The 18,122-nt window shown below is 71.6% G+C and carries 14 protein-coding genes and 1 pseudogene; 7 read left to right on the plus strand and 8 right to left on the minus strand.

Annotation, left to right across the window (positions count from 1 at the left end; translation table 11 throughout):
* Nucleotides 1-43 precede the first annotated feature (43 nt).
* From IEY99_RS14800 to IEY99_RS14810, 3 genes are all read left to right on the plus strand, one after another.
* Nucleotides 44-721, plus strand: a complete 678-nt coding sequence (locus IEY99_RS14800) for a response regulator (RefSeq protein WP_229798664.1) — start codon at nt 44-46, stop codon at nt 719-721.
* A 388-nt stretch (nt 722-1,109) separates the two neighbouring features.
* Entirely contained in the window at nt 1,110-2,003 is an 894-nt protein-coding gene (locus IEY99_RS14805; RefSeq protein WP_189203420.1) for an ABC transporter ATP-binding protein, read from the plus strand.
* Complete coding sequence (locus IEY99_RS14810) at nt 2,000-3,109, plus strand: ABC transporter permease (protein WP_189203422.1); 1,110 nt, start codon at nt 2,000-2,002, stop codon at nt 3,107-3,109. The genes IEY99_RS14805 and IEY99_RS14810 overlap by 4 nt, the downstream gene beginning before the upstream one ends.
* Nucleotides 3,110-3,495: 386 nt before the next feature.
* Here IEY99_RS14810 and IEY99_RS14815 read toward each other — a convergent pair whose 3' ends face one another.
* Genes IEY99_RS14815 through IEY99_RS34900 form a run of 3 tightly spaced genes read right to left on the minus strand, consistent with a single transcriptional unit; the run spans nt 3,496 to nt 7,644 of the window.
* On the minus strand, nt 3,496-4,080 hold the full coding sequence (locus IEY99_RS14815; protein WP_189203424.1) for a TetR/AcrR family transcriptional regulator: 585 nt from the start codon (nt 4,078-4,080) through the stop codon (nt 3,496-3,498).
* A 28-nt stretch (nt 4,081-4,108) separates the two neighbouring features.
* Nucleotides 4,109-6,253: a YhgE/Pip domain-containing protein gene (locus IEY99_RS14820; RefSeq protein WP_189203426.1), complete on the minus strand. Its 2,145-nt coding sequence runs from the start codon at nt 6,251-6,253 to the stop codon at nt 4,109-4,111.
* Nucleotides 6,250-7,644 carry an ATP-binding cassette domain-containing protein gene (locus IEY99_RS34900; RefSeq protein ID WP_268245114.1) on the minus strand — a complete coding sequence of 465 codons (1,395 nt, stop codon included), beginning with the start codon at nt 7,642-7,644 and terminating at the stop codon, nt 6,250-6,252. Before IEY99_RS34900 ends, IEY99_RS14820 begins: the two co-directional genes overlap by 4 nt.
* A gap of 220 nt (nt 7,645-7,864) precedes the next feature.
* Here IEY99_RS34900 and IEY99_RS14830 point away from each other — a divergent pair, with 220 nt between their 5' ends.
* The gene (locus tag IEY99_RS14830; RefSeq protein WP_189203428.1) at nt 7,865-8,830 is read left to right on the plus strand and encodes an LLM class F420-dependent oxidoreductase; all 966 of its coding nucleotides are present in this window, start codon (nt 7,865-7,867) and stop codon (nt 8,828-8,830) included.
* A 26-nt stretch (nt 8,831-8,856) separates the two neighbouring features.
* Here IEY99_RS14830 and IEY99_RS14835 read toward each other — a convergent pair whose 3' ends face one another.
* A complete protein-coding gene (locus IEY99_RS14835) occupies nt 8,857-9,696 on the minus strand; it encodes a GNAT family N-acetyltransferase (RefSeq protein WP_189203430.1) in 840 nt (279 codons plus the stop codon).
* A gap of 123 nt (nt 9,697-9,819) precedes the next feature.
* Here IEY99_RS14835 and IEY99_RS14840 point away from each other — a divergent pair, with 123 nt between their 5' ends.
* Nucleotides 9,820-10,407, plus strand: coding sequence for a PadR family transcriptional regulator (locus IEY99_RS14840; RefSeq protein ID WP_229798666.1), 588 nt, complete (start codon nt 9,820-9,822; stop codon nt 10,405-10,407).
* Nucleotides 10,408-10,637: 230 nt separating this feature from the next.
* On the opposite strand, the gene ispG is transcribed toward IEY99_RS14840, so the two are convergent.
* The 3 genes from ispG to dxr are packed head-to-tail and all read right to left on the minus strand — an operon-like array spanning nt 10,638 to nt 14,270.
* Nucleotides 10,638-11,810: a flavodoxin-dependent (E)-4-hydroxy-3-methylbut-2-enyl-diphosphate synthase gene (gene ispG / locus IEY99_RS14845; RefSeq protein ID WP_189203433.1), complete on the minus strand. Its 1,173-nt coding sequence runs from the start codon at nt 11,808-11,810 to the stop codon at nt 10,638-10,640.
* A 7-nt stretch (nt 11,811-11,817) separates the two neighbouring features.
* Nucleotides 11,818-13,068 (minus strand): M50 family metallopeptidase, encoded by a 1,251-nt coding sequence (locus tag IEY99_RS14850; RefSeq protein WP_189203435.1) that lies wholly within the window; start codon nt 13,066-13,068, stop codon nt 11,818-11,820.
* The gene (dxr, locus tag IEY99_RS14855) at nt 13,068-14,270 is read right to left on the minus strand and encodes a 1-deoxy-D-xylulose-5-phosphate reductoisomerase (RefSeq protein ID WP_373293350.1); all 1,203 of its coding nucleotides are present in this window, start codon (nt 14,268-14,270) and stop codon (nt 13,068-13,070) included. Before dxr ends, IEY99_RS14850 begins: the two co-directional genes overlap by 1 nt.
* Nucleotides 14,271-14,353: 83 nt before the next feature.
* Here dxr and IEY99_RS14860 point away from each other — a divergent pair, with 83 nt between their 5' ends.
* Nucleotides 14,354-15,307 (plus strand): YhjD/YihY/BrkB family envelope integrity protein, encoded by a 954-nt coding sequence (locus IEY99_RS14860; RefSeq protein WP_189203439.1) that lies wholly within the window; start codon nt 14,354-14,356, stop codon nt 15,305-15,307.
* Here the strand turns inward: IEY99_RS14860 and IEY99_RS14865 are convergent.
* Nucleotides 15,249-17,297, minus strand: a pseudogene (locus IEY99_RS14865) (MMPL family transporter); the annotation flags it as partial. The gene IEY99_RS14860 and the pseudogene IEY99_RS14865 overlap by 59 nt on opposite strands.
* 107 nt (nt 17,298-17,404) lie before the next feature.
* On the opposite strand from IEY99_RS14865, the gene IEY99_RS14870 reads away from it, so the two are divergent.
* Nucleotides 17,405-18,112, plus strand: a complete 708-nt coding sequence (locus tag IEY99_RS14870; RefSeq protein ID WP_189203441.1) for a TetR/AcrR family transcriptional regulator — start codon at nt 17,405-17,407, stop codon at nt 18,110-18,112.
* The last annotated feature ends 10 nt before the right edge of the window (nt 18,113-18,122 follow it).

The raw sequence follows: 18,122 nt of genomic DNA on the forward strand, positions 1-18,122 counted from the left end.
GGGGGCCCCACACGGGGCGGGACCCGCAGTGGCCGCTCATCCGGTGGAGACTGCAACGGCGGCGAAGATCCGGCTGTTGCTCGCGGACGACCACGACCTGGTGCGGTCCGGACTGCGCGCCATCCTCGAGTGCGAGGACGATCTGGAGGTCGTCGCCGAGGCGTCGGATGGGTTGCGGGCGGTGGAGCTCGCGCGGCTCACCAGCCCCGACGTGGTGCTCATGGACGTGGAGATGCCTGGTCTTGACGGGCTCGCGGCCACCCGGCGGATCACCGCCACGGACGGGCCCTCGGTGCTCATCTTGACCACATTCGACCGTGACGACTACCTCTTCGCCGCTCTCCAGGCCGGCGCCTGCGGGTTCCTGCTGAAGAACAGCACCCCCGAGACACTCGTTGACGCGGTCCGGGTCATCGCCCGCGGTGACGGCCTCCTCGCTCCCGCGGTCACCCGCCGGGTCATCGCCACCTTCGCCAGTCCGGCGGCGGTGCGCTCGCGAGAGGCGACCACCAAGCTGGCCGAGCTCACACCCCGCGAACACGAGGTCTTCGTGCACCTCGCCGGCGGCGCGACGAACGCTGAGATCGCGAGCGCTCTGCACCTCGGCGAGACGACGGTGAAGACGCACGTCAGCCGGGTGCTGATGAAGATCGGCGCGCGAGACCGCACGCAAGCCGTCGTCCTGGCATACGAGCTCGGCGTCGTGCGGCCCGGCGGCTGAGGTCGGGCTTGGTCCCCGTCCGCCGGACCCGTCGGTCGGCCAGGCCCGTCCGTCGGCCGGGCCGCACGGCGGGGCAGGCCGCACGCCCGGGCAAGCTCCACGCCCGAGCAGGCCTCACGCCGGGGCAAGCCCCACGCCCGAGCAAGCCCCACGCCCGAGCAAGCCCCACGCCCGAGCAAGCCCCACGCCCGAGCAAGCCCCACGCCCGACCTGGCCTGCACGCCATCTGCACCGATTGTTCCGCACGCACCAAGCCGCCCGTTCGTCGTCGTGGTTGCGTGGTCGGCCGGGGGACGGGTCGGGCGCGGCCGGGTCCTCCGCGAGGAGGACATCGGTGGTCGTTCGCGGGCCGGACGCCCTCGGGCGCCGCTCCGCCTAGCGTGAAGGAATGACCAAGGTGCTGACCGTTGACGCCGTGAGCCGTAGTTTCGGGGAACGGCAGGTGCTCAAAGATGTCTCGTTCACCGTGGAGCCCGGGCGGATGACCGGATTCGTCGGCGCCAATGGGGCCGGTAAGACGACGACTATGCGGATCATGCTCGGGGTGCTCGCCGCCGACAGTGGTGAAGTCAGGTGGCGTGGTGCGCCGGTTACCCGGCAGGCGCGGCAGCGGTTCGGCTACATGCCCGAGGAGCGTGGGCTCTATCCGAAGATGACCGTGACCGACCAGATCGTCTATCTGGGTCGCCTGCACGGCATGTCCAATGCGGACGCCCGTCGGAGCACGGCCGGCCTGCTGGAGCGCCTGGGGCTCACGGAACGCGCCGGTGACCAGGTCGAGAAGCTTTCGCTCGGAAACCAGCAGCGGGTGCAGATCGCCGCGGCGCTCGTACACGATCCGGAGATGCTCGTGCTCGACGAGCCGTTCTCCGGCCTCGACCCGCTCGCCGTGGACGTGGTCGTCGGCGTGCTCCGGGAGCGTGCTTCCGCCGGTACGCCGGTGCTGTTCTCCAGCCATCAGCTGGATGTCGTCGAGCGTCTCTGCGATGACCTGGTGATCATCGCGGACGGGTCCATCCGCGCCGCCGGGTCGCGGCAGGAGCTTCGGGCCGCCTACGCGCTTCCCCGCTTCCAGATCGAGGTCGGCGCGGACGCCGGGTGGCTGCGCGACCACCCGGGGCTGACCCTTGTCGACCTGGACGGCGCCCGGGCGGTGTTCGACCTCGCGCCCGGGGTCGACGACCAGGCGATTCTGCACGCGGCCCTCGCCCGGGGCCCGGTTCGTTCCTTCGGCGCGGTCGCCCCGTCGCTCACCGAGATCTTCCGAGAGGTGACCCAGTGACCACCTTCCAGGCCGTCCAGCTGGTCGCGGCCCGCGAGCTGCGGGTCAAGCTACGCGACAAGACCTTCATCTTCAGTACGGTGTTCTTCCTTTTCATCGCGGTCGCGAGCACCGTGCTCCCGGCCCTGTTCGACGGCGGTCCCACCAAGGTCGCCGTCTCCACCGGTACGGCCGGCACCGCTCCGCAACGCGCGGGACTCGGCGCGGGCACGGTCGGCGCCGCCCTGCAAGGCGCGGGACTCGACGTACGCACGGTCGCCGACGACGCGGCCGCCGAGCGGGCCCTGCGCGACGGCGATGTCGAGGCCGCGGTGGTCGCCGGTCCGACGGTGCTCGCCATGGAGGAGGCGCCGTCCGAAGTAGTGGGTGCCTTGAGCGCGGCTCCGTCGGTGCGCCTGCTCGAGGGGGACGAGTCTGACCCGTTCCTGAAGTTCATCGTGCCGTTCGCGCTCGCGTTCCTCTTCTTCATCACGTCGTTCACCTTCGGCTTGCAGATCGCCCAGAGCGTCACCGAGGAGAAGCAGACCCGCATCGTGGAGATCCTCGTGGCCAGCGTGCCGGTACGGGCGCTGCTCGCCGGCAAGGTCGCCGCGCTGACCCTGCTCGCCTTCGGGCAGATCGCCCTGATCGCGCTCGTGGCGACCATCGGTATGCGGATCGCCGACCTGGACGCGCAGATGGTGAGCCAGGTCGGACCGGCGATCGGGTGGTTCCTGCCCTACTTCGTGCTCGGCTTCGTCATGTTGGCCACGCTGTGGGCGGGAGTCGGCGCGCTGGTCGCACGCCAGGAGGACATCGCGGGCGCCTCGACCCCGCTTCAGATGGCGGTCATGCTGCCGTTCTTCGCCGCCCTCTTCCTGACGGACAACGAGGTCGCCATGCGGATCCTGTCCTACATTCCGCTGTCGTCACCGATCGCGATGCCGATCCGCCTCTTCAACGACGAGGCGGCCGGGTGGGAACCGATCGTGTCGCTGGGTCTGCTGGCGGTAGCGGCGGTGATATTCCTCGGGATCGGCGCCCGCATCTACGAGGGGTCTCTGCTGCGGACCAACGGCCGCACCTCCCTGGCCGCCGCGTGGCGAAGCCGGTCGGCGGTGGGCTGACCAGACGGGAGACGGGTTCCGTCCGCTTCCGGACGGAACCCCGCCCGAGGGTTGGGCCGGGCGGGGGCCAGGCATGACCGGGTAGGCCGGCCTGGGCTAGGCATGACTCGGTTGGACCGGCCGGGGCCCCCACGCACGACCAGGTAGGACCACCCGGGGCCACGCACGAGCAGGTTGGACCGGCCGGGGCCCCGACGCACGACCAGGTAGGACCGGCCGGGGCCCCACGCACGACCGGGCAGGACCGGCCGGCGCCCACGCACGACCAGGCAGGACCAGCCCGGGGCGACGCACCACCAGGTAGCACCAGCCGACGCCCACGCACCACCGGCACGGCCGGCCTGACCGGGCGGAACAGGCAACCCGGCCGGGCCGGAATGGCGTGGTCAGACGACGCGGCGGACGACGTTGAGGAGGGACTGCTCCACTTCCTCGATGCTGCGGTCCGGTTGGAAGACCAGCCAGTCGACCGCCACGACGAGGCCCACTCCGAAGAGCCCCGACGCGGCCACCCGGACGTCCAGGTCGGCCGGGAGGTCGCCCGCTTTCACGCCCGCCTTCAGCGTTTCCGCGATCACGCTGATCGCCTGTTCGCGGAGCAGCACGAGGGTCTGCTGCCACTCGCGGTTCGTGCGCCACATCTCCGAGAGCAGGAGCTGCGCGAACGCTTGGTAGCGCCGGATGTACTCGAGCTGGGCGCGTACCAGGGCGGCCACCGCCTCGCGGGGTGGCAGGCCTTCCACCGCCGCTCGGAACTCGTCGGTGAGCAGGCCGATGCCGTGTGTCAGCAGCTCCTCGAAGAGCGCCGTCTTCGAGGCGAAGTTGTAGTAGACCGTGCCCTTGGCGACCTTCGCCCGCAGTGCGATGTCGTCGACCGTCGTCGCCGAGAAGCCTTGCTCGGCGATCAGTTCCACCGCTGCCTCGAACAGGCGTTGGCGGGTGTCATTCCGCCTGCGGGTTCTTCCATCCACGGTTGTCAGATCACCAGTTCCACAGTTGTCAAATCACAAGCTCCGGATGCAGGTCGGACGGGGTGAGCCGACGCTTACGGAGAGCTACGGCCACCGTCAGCGCCAGGGCGGCCGAGCCGTAGCCGAGGAGCGCGAGAGCGCCCGTCACCACCGTACCGGTCGATCCTCCGTCGATGGCGTGGCGCAACGCCGCGACGACGTACGTCATCGGCAGGAAGGGGTGGATCGCCTGGAAGAAGCCCGGCGTGGTCTGCACCGGGTAGGTGCCGCCGGACGAGGTGAGCTGCAGCATCAGCAGGGCCAGCGCGATGATGCGGCCCGCGGGGCCGAGCGCCGCGCCGACCAGTTGCATGATCGCGGCGAAGGCGGTCGCCGTGAGCATCAGCAGACCGAGGGTCACCGTCGGGTTGTGCGGGCCGAGGCCCAACCCGAACACCACCACGACGAAGAGCAGCAGTGCCTGCGCGCAGCCGATCGCCACGGCGGGCAGGAGCCCGGCCAGCACCACGCGGTGCGGTGGCGCGCCGGAGACGACGTAGCGCCTGTTCAGCGGCCGGAGAACCATGAAGGTGATCATCGCACCGACCCACAGCGCCAGCGCCAGGAAGTACGGGGCGAAGCCCACGCCGTAGGTGGCCGCCGGGTTGCGCACGGTCCGGTCCACGCGTACGGGGTCGGCGAGCAGGTCCGCGCGGTCCGACGGGTCGTCGCCGTACCCGGGGACCTTGTCGGCGCCGTCGCTCAGGCCGGACGCCAGCTTGTCCGTGCCCTTCCGCAAGTCGCCGAGGCCCTTGGCCAGCTGGCGGCCGCCGTCCGAGAGGGTCATCAGGCCGTCATCGAGGCGGCGGGCGCCGGAGGCCAGCTCGAAGACTCCGCCACGCAGGGCCGCCGCGCCCGCCGCGGCGCCCGCGTTGCCGTCGCTGACCTGCTTCGCACCGGCCGCGAGCTTGTCGAGCGCGGTGGCGAACTTGTGCGCGTCGCTGCGCTTCTTGGCGATGTCGTCCGCGACGTGCGGTGCGGCCTTCGCGATGTCCCGCGCGATGCGGGCCACCTCGCGCAGGCGCTCGCCCCACCGCTTGAGGTCGGCGTCGTCGATGTTGGACCGGATCCGCTGCGCCACCGTGACAAGCTGCTGCGCGGCCGCACGCTGTTCCGCGATGCCCTCCGTGGTGTCCGGCAACCCGTCGAGGTACTGCTGGAGCCGCTGCGCCTTGCCGACGATTTCGTCGGCGGCGGTGTCGAGCCGGTGCACGTTCTCGGCGAGCAGCTCTGCACCGCGCGCCACCAGGTTCGCCCCGGTCTCGAGCTCCTGGGCGTGTTCGCGCAGGAACGGTTCGAACTTCGCGGCCTCGCTGTCGAGGGTGTTCGCGACCTCCCGGACACGGTTCGCGGCGTCGCGCGTGCCCGCGGCGACCTTCGCCGAACCGTACTTCAGGCTGACCAGCACGGAGGAGAGCTTGTCCAGGCCCTGCGCCGCCTCGCCGAGGCCGCCTGCGATCTTGCCGGCGCCCTTCTCCGAGGCGTCGATGCCGCCTTCGACCTTTTTGGCACCGCCGTGAAGGTCGGTGGCACCGTTGTCGATCTCGTGTGCGCCGTCGGCGGCCTTCTGCGTCTCGTGCTTGAGGTCCGTGAAACCGATGAGCATCTTGTCGAAGTAGCCGGACTGGGCGCTTCGCGCGGCTGCCGCCCGGACCTCGTCGAACACGGTGCGGGAGAAGACGCCGGACAGGTAGTTGGTCGCGTCGTCGTTGATGACGATGAGCTGCGCGGGCTTGGGCGTGGCGTCGGCGTCGGGGCCGGTGGTGAGGTTCGTGGAGAAGTCCCGGGGGATCCGCAGGGACAGCTGGTAGCGGCCGTCGGCGAGGCCTTCCTCGGCCTCCTGCTCGTCGGTGACGTGCCAGTCGAAGATCTCGCGCTCGATGAGCTCGTCGGCGAGGTCCTTGCCGGCGTGCACCTTGGTGCCGTCGGTGGCGGTCGCCTGGACGTCCTCGACGACGAGAGCGACGGGTACGTGGTTGAGGCGCCCGTAGGGATCCCAGAAGGCGTAGAGGTAGAGCGCTCCGTAGAGCAGCGGAATGACGCAGATGACGACGAGCGCGGCGGTGGGGAGTCGGCCGCGGAGGAACCGCCGCAGCTCGAAGCCCGCCAGGCGCAGGCTGGAGGTTCCGGTCACTTCTTCGCTCCGGGGTGGTCGGTGTCGTGGTCTTGGTCGTCGGATGCGGATGCCGAACCGGCCTCGACCGGCTCCTCGGCCCGCTGGGCGATCGGCTCGTCGATCGACTCCGCGTCGGCGTCGGCGGTGACATTCGCGTCGGCGGTGACAGCGGCGTCGGCGGTGACGTCGGAGTCCGCCGTGACGTCGGAGTCCGCCGTGACGTCGGAGTCGGCCGTGACGTCGGAGTCGGCCGTGACGTCGGAGTCGGCCGTGACGTCGGAGTCGGCCGTGACGTCGGAGTCGGCCGTGACGTCGGAGTCGGCCGTGACGTCGGAGTCGGCGGTGACGTCGGCGGCCATGGCAGCGTCCGCATCGGCGCTCACATCGGCGGCCGTGGCAGCGTCGGCGTCGGTGCCGGCGCTGGAGTCGATGACACCGTCCGCGTCAGCGGCGGAGTGAAAGGGGTCGGCGGAGTCGGTGGCGGCCCCCGCATCCCCGGCGGCGGAGGCGCTGTCGGCCGTGGCGGCGTCCGCATCGACGGTGACGGAAATGCCGTCGGCGATGGCGGCGTCGGAGTCGGTGACGGCGTCGGAGGCGGTGACGGCGTCGGAGGCGGTGGTGTCATCCGCGGGCTCGGCCGACCCGGCGGCTGGCGCGGGGTCCGACGAGGAAGCCGGTGCAGAGGCCTCGAAGGACCCGGGCGCCGCAGCCCGCTCAGGAGCCGCGGAGGAAGCCGAATCCGGGACCCCCGCCGCGAAAGCACCCGCGGGAACCGCGATCGGCACCGTCGCGATCGTTTCCGCCTCGTCGGCCGGACGGCCGCCACCAACCGTCCCGCCGACCGCGCCCCCCAGCCGCACCACTGTGGACACCAGCGCCTCCTCGACCTCCCGGGCCGCGACCAGCACCGTGACCCCCTCGGCCGCCAGGTCGGCGATCAGGCGCCACAGCGCCTCCCGCTCCCCCGCGTCGAGCCCCTCGTCGACCGCGTCGAGCGCGACGACCTGCGGCTTCCCGATCCGGGCCAGGACCAGGCCCAGAACCCGCCTTTCGTACGGACTGAGCGTGAACCCCCGCGCCGACGGGTCGAGCCCGTGCAGCGGCATCTCCGCGTCCGGCTTCTGTCCGATGAGGAGAGCCCGCTCCCGGACATGCTCGGTGACGGTCAGGACGGACTCCGGCTCGCAGACGCCGGGCACGTACCCGAGGGCGGACGCGCCGGCGAGTTCGACCCGGCCGGCGGTCAGCTTGAAACGCTGGGACAGGGCCAGCAGGACCGTGGTTCGTCCGCTGCCGGGCGGCCCGACGATCGCGACGATGTCGCCCGCCGAGGCCGAGACGTCCAGGTCGCGGAAGAGCCACTGGCGGTTGCGGCGTACACCGGCGCCGCGCGCGCTGAGGACCGACATGATGAGCACCCACTTTGCACTGACTGGTCAGTGCAAAAACATACCGGCGACGGCCGTCGATGGCCCCGGCCCGTGGTCGACCTCACTCACGGACGCCGATACGTTCGGTGACCCCTCTGTGCCGGACCAACAGGGCAGACCTCGACAAAGTCACGTCGCGGTCCGGTAGACCGTGGCCCGCCCCACAGGGCAGGATCACACCATGGCGCAGCGATGGGGCATGACGATTCCACTGGGCGGGGTTCCGCTCGCCGACCACGCCGCGGTGTTCGCGGCGCTGACCGACGCGGGGTTCACGGACCTGTGGTCGAGCGAGGTGAACGGCGCCGACGCCTTCACACCGCTCACGCTCGCCGCGGCGTGGCAGCCCCGCGCCCGGCTCGGCACCGCCATCGCGCCCGTCTTCACCCGCGGCCCGGGGCTGCTCGCGATGACCGCGGCCGCCCTGGCCGAGGCCGCACCCGGGCGTTTCCAACTGGGCGTCGGCGCCTCGTCACCCGTGGTCGTCGGCGACTGGAACGCCGCCGACTTCACCCGGCCGTACGCACGCAGCCGCGACATGCTCCGCTTCCTGCGCGCCGCGCTGGCGGGCGAGACGGTCGACCGGTCCTACGACACGTTCGAGGTCCGGCGCTTCCGCCTCGAGCGCCCACCGGCGGTCCCGCCGAAGGTCCTGCTGGCCGCCCTGCGTCCGGCCATGCTGCGCCTGGCCGCGAGCGAGGCCGACGGCGTGATCCTCAACTGGCTCGCCGCCACCGACGTCCCGCGCGTGCTGGCCGAGGCCAAGTCCGACGACCCCGATTTCGACGTGGTCGCCCGCATCTTCGTGTGCCCCACCGCGGACGCCGCCTACGCCCGCACCGTCGGTCGCCGGCTGATCGCCGCCTACCTGACCGTCCCGGCGTACCTGGAGTTCCATCGCTGGCTGGGGCGCGAGCCGGCACTCGCTCCGATGTGGAAGGCATGGGCCGCGGGCGACCGCAAGGCGGCGCTGGCCGCGATCCCCGACGAGGTGGTCGACGAGCTCGTCGTGCACGGCGCCGCCGAGGAGTGCCGCGAGAAGGTCGCCCGCTACGCCGAGGCGGGCGTGCGGGTGCCGGTGATGGCGCTGCTGCCCACCCCGGAGCTCGAAAAGCAGGGACCCGTGGCGCTGGCCGCGCTCGTCAAGGCGCTGGGCCCCGCATAGAGAAGGCCCCGCAAAGCCGGAGAGACCTAGAACAGGATGGTCGCGAAGCTGCCCTGCTGCACGAAACCGCACCGCGCATAGACCCGCCGCGCGGCGGTGTTGTAGTCGTTCACATACAGACTCACCGTGGGCGCCACCCGCCGCAGCGCGTCGTGCACCACCGTCGCCATCGCCGCGGCCGCCAGCCCGCGGCCGCGGTATTCCGGGTCCACCCAGACGCCCTGCACCTGGGTCGTGCGCCGGGTCACGATCGCCAGCTCGGCCTTGAAGATCACCCGGTCGCCGACGAACCGGGCGTACGCCCGCCTGCCCCGCACCAACTCGGCGATGCGCCGCCGGTAGCCCCGGCCGCCGTCGTCGAGCAGGGGTGACACTCCGACCTCCTCGGTGTACATCGCCACCGCGGCCGGGAAGAGCTGGTCGACCTCCTTGAGCGTGACCAGCCGCACGGCCGGGTCCGGCGCGATCGGCGCGTCCCGGTCGGCGATGAGCAGCGGCTGGTGCGGCCGCACGTCGCGGGCCGGCCCCCAGTGCCCGCCGAGGCGGTCCCACAGCTCCAGCACCGAGTCGGCCCGGCCGATGATCGAGGAGCAGACGCGGGAGTCCGCGCCGAGCAGGTCCGCGAACGCGGCGACCGCCGGAGACGTCGCGCAGACCGGCACCAGATGCGCCCCGGACCAGCACAGGGACTCGACGCTGCGGCCCGGGCCGTATCCGTAGATCCGCCCGTCGGACCGCCACCAGTTGAGCCCGTGCGCCGCCACGCGCTCGGCGATCTGGGCGCCGGCGTACGGGTCTTGGTCGAGGATCCGCTCGACCGTCGCGCGCTCGGGCTCCCCGAGTTGGCGAATGGGCACCGTCAGCACAGGTATCAGATTGCCAGATGCCACGCCTCGCGCACCCCGGGCTACCCGCGTGGATTCAGAAACCTTGCCGCCGACACGTTGGCGATATATCGTCTAACTATCGCCAACAGATCGGAGATAGTCATGAGGCACGAACACATGCGCCGTCTGCACGAGGCCCGGATGCGGGGCTTCGGCTTCCCGCCCGGCTTCCCGTTCGGCCAGGGCGGCCCCGGCTTCGGCGGCCCGGGATGGGGCCATGAGGGCCCCGGCGGTCGTGGCCATCGCCGCGGCGGGCGCGGCAGCCGGCCGAACGTGCGGCCGGCTCTGCTCGCACTCCTGCTGGAGCGCCCGATGCACGGCTACGAGATGATCCAGGAGCTGGAGAGCCGCACCGGCGGCATCTGGCGGCCGAGCCCGGGCTCGGTCTATCCGACCCTGCAGCTGCTGGAGGACGAGGGCCTGATCGAGGCCGAGGCCACCGGGGGCCGCAAGCGCTTCTCGCTCACCGAGGCGGGGCGCGCCGAGGCCGAGGCCGCCGCGGAGAACCCGCCGTGGGCCCGGTTCAGCGACGACACCATGTCGCAGGTCCAGGACTTCCGCGACGCGGCGGTCGGCATCATGAGCGCCCTGCGCCAGGTCGGCTTCAGCGGCACCCCGGAGCAGCGCCAGCAGGCCCTCGAAGTCCTCAACGACACCAAACGCAAGCTCTACGCGATCCTCGCCGAATAGCTTCGAGTACGGCGCGACGACCAGGCCAACCGCACCACCGGGCCGAACCCGCACACGGCTCGCGAGCCGCCGGGAATGATCCGCGCCGGGAAGCGACTCCCGCGCCGGGCGAGGCCACCCACACAACAGCGACCCGCCGCACGGACATCGTGCGGCGGGTCGCCGGCGTTGCTGTGTGCGGGGTCGGCGCGGTGGTGCGGTTGGCCGGCCGCCGCGCCGTACCGGAAAGATCAGTGCACCGTCACCTGGGGGCCGGGGACCAGGTCGCGGAGTTCTTCCGGCAGCTCCGCGCCCATCTCGTCGGCCAGCCGCAGCGCCTCCTCGACCAGCGTCTCCACGATGATCGACTCGGGGACCGTCTTGATGACCTTGCCCTTGACGAAGATCTGGCCCCTGCCGTTGCCGGAGGCCACGCCGAGGTCGGCCTCGCGGGCCTCGCCCGGGCCGTTCACGACGCAGCCCATGACGGCCACGCGCAGCGGGACCGGGAAGCCTTCGAGCGCCGCGGTGACCTGCTCGGCGAGGGTGTAGACGTCGACCTGGGCGCGGCCGCAGGACGGGCAGGAGACGATCTCGAGGCCGCGCTCGCGCAGGCCGAGCGACTCCAGGATGGCCTGGCCCACCTTGATCTCCTCGACCGGCGGGGCGGACAGGGAGACCCGGATGGTGTCGCCGATGCCCTCGGCGAGCAGGGCGCCGAAGGCCACGGCGCTCTTGACGGTGCCCTGGAAGGCCGGGCCCGCCTCGGTGACGCCGAGGTGCAGCGGGTAGTCGCAGCGCTCGGCGAGCTGGCGGTAGGCGCGGATCATCACGACCGGGTCGTTGTGCTTGACCGAGATCTTGATGTCGCGGAAACCGTGCTCCTCGAACAGCGAGCACTCCCAGAGCGCCGACTCGACCAGCGCCTCGGCGGTGGCCTTGCCGTACTTCTCCAGCAGGCGCTTGTCGAGCGAGCCCGCGTTGACGCCGATGCGGATGGGCACGCCCGCGTCGGAGGCCGCCTTGGCGATCTCCTTGACCTTGTCGTCGAACTGGCGGATGTTGCCGGGGTTGACCCGGACCGCCGCGCAGCCCGCGTCGATGGCCGCGAAGACGTACCGGGGCTGGAAGTGGATGTCGGCGATCACCGGGATCTGCGACTTCTTCGCGATCGCGGGGAGCGCCTCGACGTCGTCCTGGGACGGGACCGCGACCCGGACGATCTGGCAGCCCGCGGCGGTCAGCTCGGCGATCTGCTGAAGCGTCGCGTTCACGTCCGCGGTGAGGGTGGTGGTCATGGACTGCACGCTGACCGGTGCCCCGCCGCCGACGAGGACGCCGCCGACGTTGATCTGGCGGCTCTGCCGGCGGGTGGCCAGCGGCGGCGGGGGTACGGCGGGCATACCGAGGCTGATCGCGGTCATTTCACCTTCACCTGGAGAAGATCGAGATCGGGTTGACGACGTCGGCGGTGATCGTCAGCAGCGTGAACGCGCCACCGATCAGGATGACCGCGTACGTCAACGGCATGAGCTTGTAGTAGTCGACGCGGCCGGGATCGGGCTTCTTGAGGCGCGCGTACACCCACGACCGGACCCGTTCGTACCAGGCGATCGCGATGTGGCCGCCGTCCACCGGGAGCAGCGGCAGCAGGTTGAAGAGGCCGATGAAGACGTTCAGCGAGATGAAGATCATGAGGAAGATCTCCGGTACGCCCTTCTCGATCGCCTCGCCGCCCAGCCGGCTGGCGCCGACCACGCTGATCGGGGTGTCCGGGTCCCGCTCGTCGCCGGTGATCGAGTTCCACAGCGCCGGGATCTTCTCCGGGATGCGCTTCATCGCCGCGAACGACGCCTTCACCATCGACCAGCCGTAGTCGAAGGTCACCCCGATGCCGTCGACCGGCCCGTACGTGACCAGGGCGGGCATGTCGAGCCGGGGACCGACCCCGGCGACGGCCACCTCCTTGACCGGGCCCGCGGGATCGTCGAGCGGCGGCCGCTGGGCGGCGATGAGCGTGACCTTGGCGGTCCCTGCCACGCCGTCGCGGGTGTAGCCGAAGTCGACGGCGCCGGCGGGCAGCGACCGGATGGTGTCGGTGAGCTCGCCGTAGTTCTGGATCGGCTTGCCGCCGACGCTGGTGATCAGGTCACCGCTGCGCAGCCCGGCCGCGGCCGCGGGCGCCCGCGGGTCGGTGGGCGCGCAGCCCCGCTGGTCGGTGATGACGACCTGGACGCACTCGCCGACCGAGATCTTCGCCGGGATCGCGCGCTCCTCGGCGGGGGTCTTCGGCAGGTCGGGATTGGGCAGCCCGACGAAGACGGCGGCGAACCAGGTCGCGATGATCGCCAGGGCGAAGTGGGTGATCGATCCGGCGGACATGACCACCGTGCGCTTCCACACCGGGAAGCGCCACATGGCCCGGTGCTGGTCCTGCTCGGCGACGTCGTCGTCCTGCGGCGTCATCCCGACGATCTTGCAGAAGCCGCCGAGGGGGATCGCCTTGAGGCCGTACTCGGTCTCGCCGCGGTGGAAGGAGAAGATCGTCGGGCCGAAGCCGACGAAATACTTGGTGACCTTCATGCCGAACCGCTTGGCCGTGATCATGTGGCCCAGCTCGTGCAGGCTCACCGAGATCAGGATCGCGAGCGCGAAGGCCGCCGTCCCCACCCAGTACAGCATCAGGCTCCTTCAGCCGCAGTCGCGATGATCCGCTGTGCCTGGGCCCGCGCCCAGGTCTCCGCGGCAAGCACCTCCTCGACGGTACCCGGTTCGCCGAACTCGGGGGCCGCCGCGAGCACCGCCGCCAGGGTGTCGACGATGCCCAGAAAAGGTAGCCGACCGGCGGCGAAGGCGGCCACACACTCCTCGTTCGCCGCGTTGTAGATCGCCGGACGGCACCGGCCCGCCCGGCCCGCCGCCTTGGCGAGCTCCACGGCCGGGAACGCCTCGTCGTCCAGCGGCCGCAGCTCCCAGTTGTGCGCCATGGTCCAGTCGACCGCGGCGGCGGCGTGCGGCACCCGGTCGGGCCAGGCCAGCGCCAGCGCAATCGGCAGCCGCATGTCGGGCGGGCTCGCCTGGGCGAGCGTCGAGCCGTCGGTGAACTCGACCAGCGAGTGCAGCACCGACTGCGGGTGCACCATCACCTCGATGTCGTCGTACGCCACATCGAACAACTCGTGCGCCTCGATCACCTCCAGGCCCTTGTTCACCATGGTCGCCGAATTGATCGTGACCACGGGTCCCATGTCCCAGGTGGGGTGCTTGAGCGCCTCCTCGGGCGTGACGTCGGTCAGCTCGCTGCGCCGGCGGTCGCGGAAGGCACCGCCGCTTGCCGTGAGCACCAGCCGCCGCACCTCCCACTCCGCTCCGCCGCGCAGGCACTGGGCGAGCGCGGAATGCTCGGAGTCCACCGGCACGATCTGCCCCGGCCGCGTCACCGCGGCCTTGACCAGCGGGCCGCCGGCCACGAGCGACTCCTTGTTGGCGAGCGCGAGGGTACGCCCGCAGCGCAGCGCCGCCAGCGTCGGAGCGAGCCCGAGGCTGCCGACGACGCCGTTGAGCACCACGTCGCCGGGCCACTGGGCGAGCTCGGTCATCGCCTCCGGCCCGGCCACGATCTTGGGCAGCTTGAAGTCGCCGCTGGCCCAGCCGCGCCGCTGCGCCTCGGCGTAGAACGCGAGCTGAAGATCCTGCACCACGCTCGAGCGGGCCACCCCGACGGCGTCGACGCCCAGTTCGAGCGCCTGCTCCGCGAGCAGCCCGACGTTGCCGCCGCCGGCACCGATCGCGACGACCCGGAAGGCGTCCGGGTTGCGCCGGACGATGTCGATGGCCTGGGTACCGATGGACCCGGTGGAACCGAGCAGCACGACCTCACGCATGACACCCATCTTCCCGGACCCCCGCACCCCGCCTTCCTAGCCCAGGCAGTCGTGACAACCGGCCGGTGGGGTAAGTGGGGTGCATGCGAGAACTGCGCCGCGGGTTGTCGGCCGCGTTCCGGCCGCTGCGAGGACGGGATCTGGCGCTGCATGCCGCCGCGGTGACGTTCTATGCAGGGATCGCCGTGGTGCCGGTGGCCCTGCTCGCCGTGTGGATCACCGGGCTGGTCGCCGGGCCGCCGCGGATCCGCCGCCTCACCGGCCGGACGATCGACGCGCTGCCGGACGCCATCGGGGCGCCGCCCGCCCTGGAGCGGCTGATCGACGCCGGGCTGCAGCTGACACCCTTGCTGGCGCTGGCGAGCCTGCTGCCCGCCACGCTCTACGGCGAGGGCCTGCGCCGCGCCTTCGTGAGCCTGAGCGAACCCGGCGAGTCGCTCGTCGGCTGGCGGGGACGGCTGGCCTGGCTGCCGCTGCTCGCCGCCTCCCCCGCCCTGCTGCTCGCCCTCTTCCTCGCGCTCCCGGTGACCAGCGGGCTCTGGGTACGCGGCGGCTGGTACGCCGTCGCCGGCGTGGTCCTGTCGTTCCTCGCCGCCTGGCTGGTGCTGACCCCGGTGGTGATCTGGGTCTACCGCGGCGTGGCGCCGGGGCGGCCGGACTGGCCGGCGACCGCCCTGGTCGGCTCCTTCACGGCCGCGAACCTCTCCGGCTTCCTGCACGGTTTCGTGCTGTTCTGCGCGCTGCCGCTGGACCTGGGCGCGCCCTTCGGCGGGTTCACCGAGGTCGGCGGCATGGTCGCCGTGGGGTTGTGGCTCTACCTGTTCCACGTCATCGTGCTCGCCGGGTTCGCCGCGACGGGGAGCGCGAGCGCGTACCGGCGGCTCAGACGCTCACCGAGTCCCGGTGCGGGGCCGGTGCCTGCGGGGCCGGCGCCTCGTGGATCCCGTACCGGGAGTAGAAGCGGCCCAGCACACCCGGCGCCCACCAGTTCCAGCGGCCCAGCAGGCGCATCGTCGCCGGGACCAGCAGGGCTCTGACCAGGGTGGCGTCCACGACGATGGCCACGATCATGCCGACGCCGATGGTCTTGATGACGCTCATGCCGCCGGTGGCGAAGCCCGCGACCACGGTGATCAGCAGGACGGCCGCGGCGGTGATGATGCCCCCGGTGTGCTGCAGGCCGGCGGCCACCGCGGCGGTGTTGTCGCCGCCGGCGTCCCACTCCTCGCGGACGCGGGACAGCAGGAAGACCTCGTAGTCGGTGGCGAGGCCGAACAGCACGGCGAGGACCAGGATCATGTTGCTGGGTTCGATGAAGCCGGTCGACTCGAAGCGCAGCAGGTCCTCGAAGTGCCCGTCCTGGAAGATGTAGACGACCACGCCGAAGGACGCGCCGATCGAGACGAGGTTCATCAGGACCGCCTTGATCGGCAGCAGGATCGAGCCGAACGCCAGGAAGAGCAGGATCATCGTGGCGACCGCCATGATGAGCGCCATCCACGGCAGCCGGTCGGCGAGGCTCTCCAGCAGGTCGAGGTCGATCGCCGGGAGGCCGCCCACCAGTACCTCGGCGCCGGCCGGCGGCGTCAGGTCGCGGATGCCGGAGACGATGTCGCGGGCGTCGGCGCCGGAGAGCGCGGGCGGGTACGTCACCGTGAGCAGCGTGGCGTCGCCCTGCTGGGCGGTGACCGTGGCGCCGGTGACGTCCGGCAGCGCGGAGATCCGCTCGGCGAGGCCGGTGGCCGGCCCCTGCACGAAGACGGAGATCGGGTCCTCGCCGCCGCCGGGGAACTCCGCGTCCAGCCGCTCGCCGACCACGCGCGGCTCCGAGCCGGGCGGCAGCACGCGCTCGTCGAAGCCGCCGAACTCCACCCGCAGGAACGGCGCGGCGAAGGCCAGGAGGACGACGAGCACGCCGACGGCGTACAGGACGGGACGCTTCATGACGCTGTGCGCGACCTTCGCCCATCCACCGCCCGCGCCCGGCCGGCGGCGCGACAGCAGGGGGATCCGCAGCTTGTCGATGCGGTGCCCGAGCAGGGACAGCACGGCCGGCAGCACGGTGAGCGACGCGAGCATCGCGACCAGGACGGCGGCCATGCCGCCGATGGCGATGCCGCCGAGGAACGGCTGCGGGAAGATCATCAAGCTGGAGAGCGCGAGGACGATGGTCAGCCCCGAGACCACGACGGTACGCCCGGCGGTGGCGACCGTGGTCCGGACGGCGGCCGGCACGTCGTGACCGTGGGCCAGCTCCTCGCGGAATCGGCTGACGACGAAGAGCGAGTAGTCGACCGCCATGCCGAGCCCGAGCAGGGTGATGACGTTGATCGCGAAGACCGAGATGTCGGTGACGTAGGTCAGCGCCCGCACGGCGACGAACGCGCCCATGATGGCGATGCCGCCGATGAGCAGCGGGGACAGCGCGGCGATCAGCCCACGGAAGATCAGCACGAGCAGGACGAAGAGCACCGGCAGGGACAGGATCTCGGCGCGGGTGATGTCCTTCTCGGTCTGGGTGTTGGCCTCGTCGGCGAAGGCGGTGAGGCCGCCGACCTGCGTCCGCAGCCCGGGCGCGGCGAAGTCGGGCTCGATGCGGTGGTACGCCGCCCGCTTGCCGTCCTCGTCCTCCGCCTGGAGGTGGACGACGGCGTAGGTGGCACGCTTGTCGGTGCTGACCAGCGTCGGCGGGGCCTTGGGATCGGTGTACGCGACCACCTGCCGCACCTCGGGCCGCGCGCGCAGCCGGGTCACCGCGCCGGTGACCGCCTGCCGGACGGCATCGTCGTCGACCGTGGCGGATCCGGTGGACCAGAGCACGACGAGGTCGGGGTCGCGGGTGCCGAGCTGCTGCGCGATGGCCGCCGCCGCGCGGTTGGACTCGCTGTCCGGGTCGTCGTACCCGCCGCCGGTCAGCGCGCCGAAGACGCCGGTCCCCCAGGTGGCCCCGCCGACGATCAGCGCGAGCGCGGCCGCGACGACCCACCAGCGCAGCCTGACGACCGCACCGCCCCACCAGCCGAACATTCGTCCGCCTCCTGCCGAGCCGTTACAGTCGCCACAGATTGTCGACTATTGAGTGAACACCGTTTACGGTTGCAAACACCGTTCGCTACGTCAATGGAGCGCTTGCTATGACGGCCACCACACCCAGCCGGCGGGAGCGGCTGCGCGCGGAGACCGTCACCGAGATCAAGGACGCCGCGCGGCGCCTGCTCGTCGCCGGCGGCCCGACGGCGATCTCCCTGCGCGCCACCGCCCGCGACGTAGGCCTGACCGCACCGGCGCTGTACCGCTACTTCGCCAACCTCGACGCCCTGGTCACGGCGATCGTCACCGACCTCTTCGAGGAGCTCCGGGCCGCCGTGGCCGACGTCGCGGCGGCACACGCCGCCGAGGATCCCCTTACCCGCATCGGGCACATGGCACGCGGTTTCCGGCGCTGGTCGTTGGCGCACCCGGCCGAGTTCGCCCTGATGTTCGGCAGCCCGCTGCCCGGCGTCACCCCGCTCGCGCAGCGCGAACCGCCGCTGCACGAGGCCGGGGCCCGGTTCGGCGAGACGTTCTTCGCCGTCATGGGCGAGCACTACGCGCGCCACCCCTTCGAGGACGAGCCGCACGACCTGCCCGACTCCGCGCTGCGCGAGCTCTTCAGGCCGTACCTGGAGACGTTCGGCGACCGGTTCCCACTGCCGGTCATCTATATGTTCGTGACCTCGTGGACCCGCCTGTACGGCATCGTGGCCATGGAGGTCTTCGGCCACCTGGCCTGGGCCCTCACGGACGTGGACACCCTTTTCGACGTCGAATTGACCCGCGCTCTGCGCCAGCTGGCACGCTAAGCTTCGCGGC

The organism is Couchioplanes azureus (genome assembly GCF_014648355.1).
Lineage (GTDB): Bacteria > Actinomycetota > Actinomycetes > Mycobacteriales > Micromonosporaceae > Actinoplanes > Actinoplanes azureus.

Coding starts and splice junctions, on each gene's coding strand:
- IEY99_RS14860 (WP_189203439.1), top strand. CDS start 14,354: ATGCGAGAACTGCGCCGCGGGTTGTCGGCCGCGTTCCGGCCGCTGCGA.
- IEY99_RS34900 (WP_268245114.1), bottom strand. CDS start 7,644: ATGTCGGTCCTCAGCGCGCGCGGCGCCGGTGTACGCCGCAACCGCCAG.
- IEY99_RS14850 (WP_189203435.1), bottom strand. CDS start 13,068: ATGCTGTACTGGGTGGGGACGGCGGCCTTCGCGCTCGCGATCCTGATC.
- IEY99_RS14840 (WP_229798666.1), top strand. CDS start 9,820: ATGAGGCACGAACACATGCGCCGTCTGCACGAGGCCCGGATGCGGGGC.
- ispG (WP_189203433.1), bottom strand. CDS start 11,810: ATGACCGCGATCAGCCTCGGTATGCCCGCCGTACCCCCGCCGCCGCTG.
- IEY99_RS14830 (WP_189203428.1), top strand. CDS start 7,865: ATGACGATTCCACTGGGCGGGGTTCCGCTCGCCGACCACGCCGCGGTG.
- IEY99_RS14805 (WP_189203420.1), top strand. CDS start 1,110: ATGACCAAGGTGCTGACCGTTGACGCCGTGAGCCGTAGTTTCGGGGAA.
- dxr (WP_373293350.1), bottom strand. CDS start 14,270: ATGCGTGAGGTCGTGCTGCTCGGTTCCACCGGGTCCATCGGTACCCAG.
- IEY99_RS14870 (WP_189203441.1), top strand. CDS start 17,405: ATGACGGCCACCACACCCAGCCGGCGGGAGCGGCTGCGCGCGGAGACC.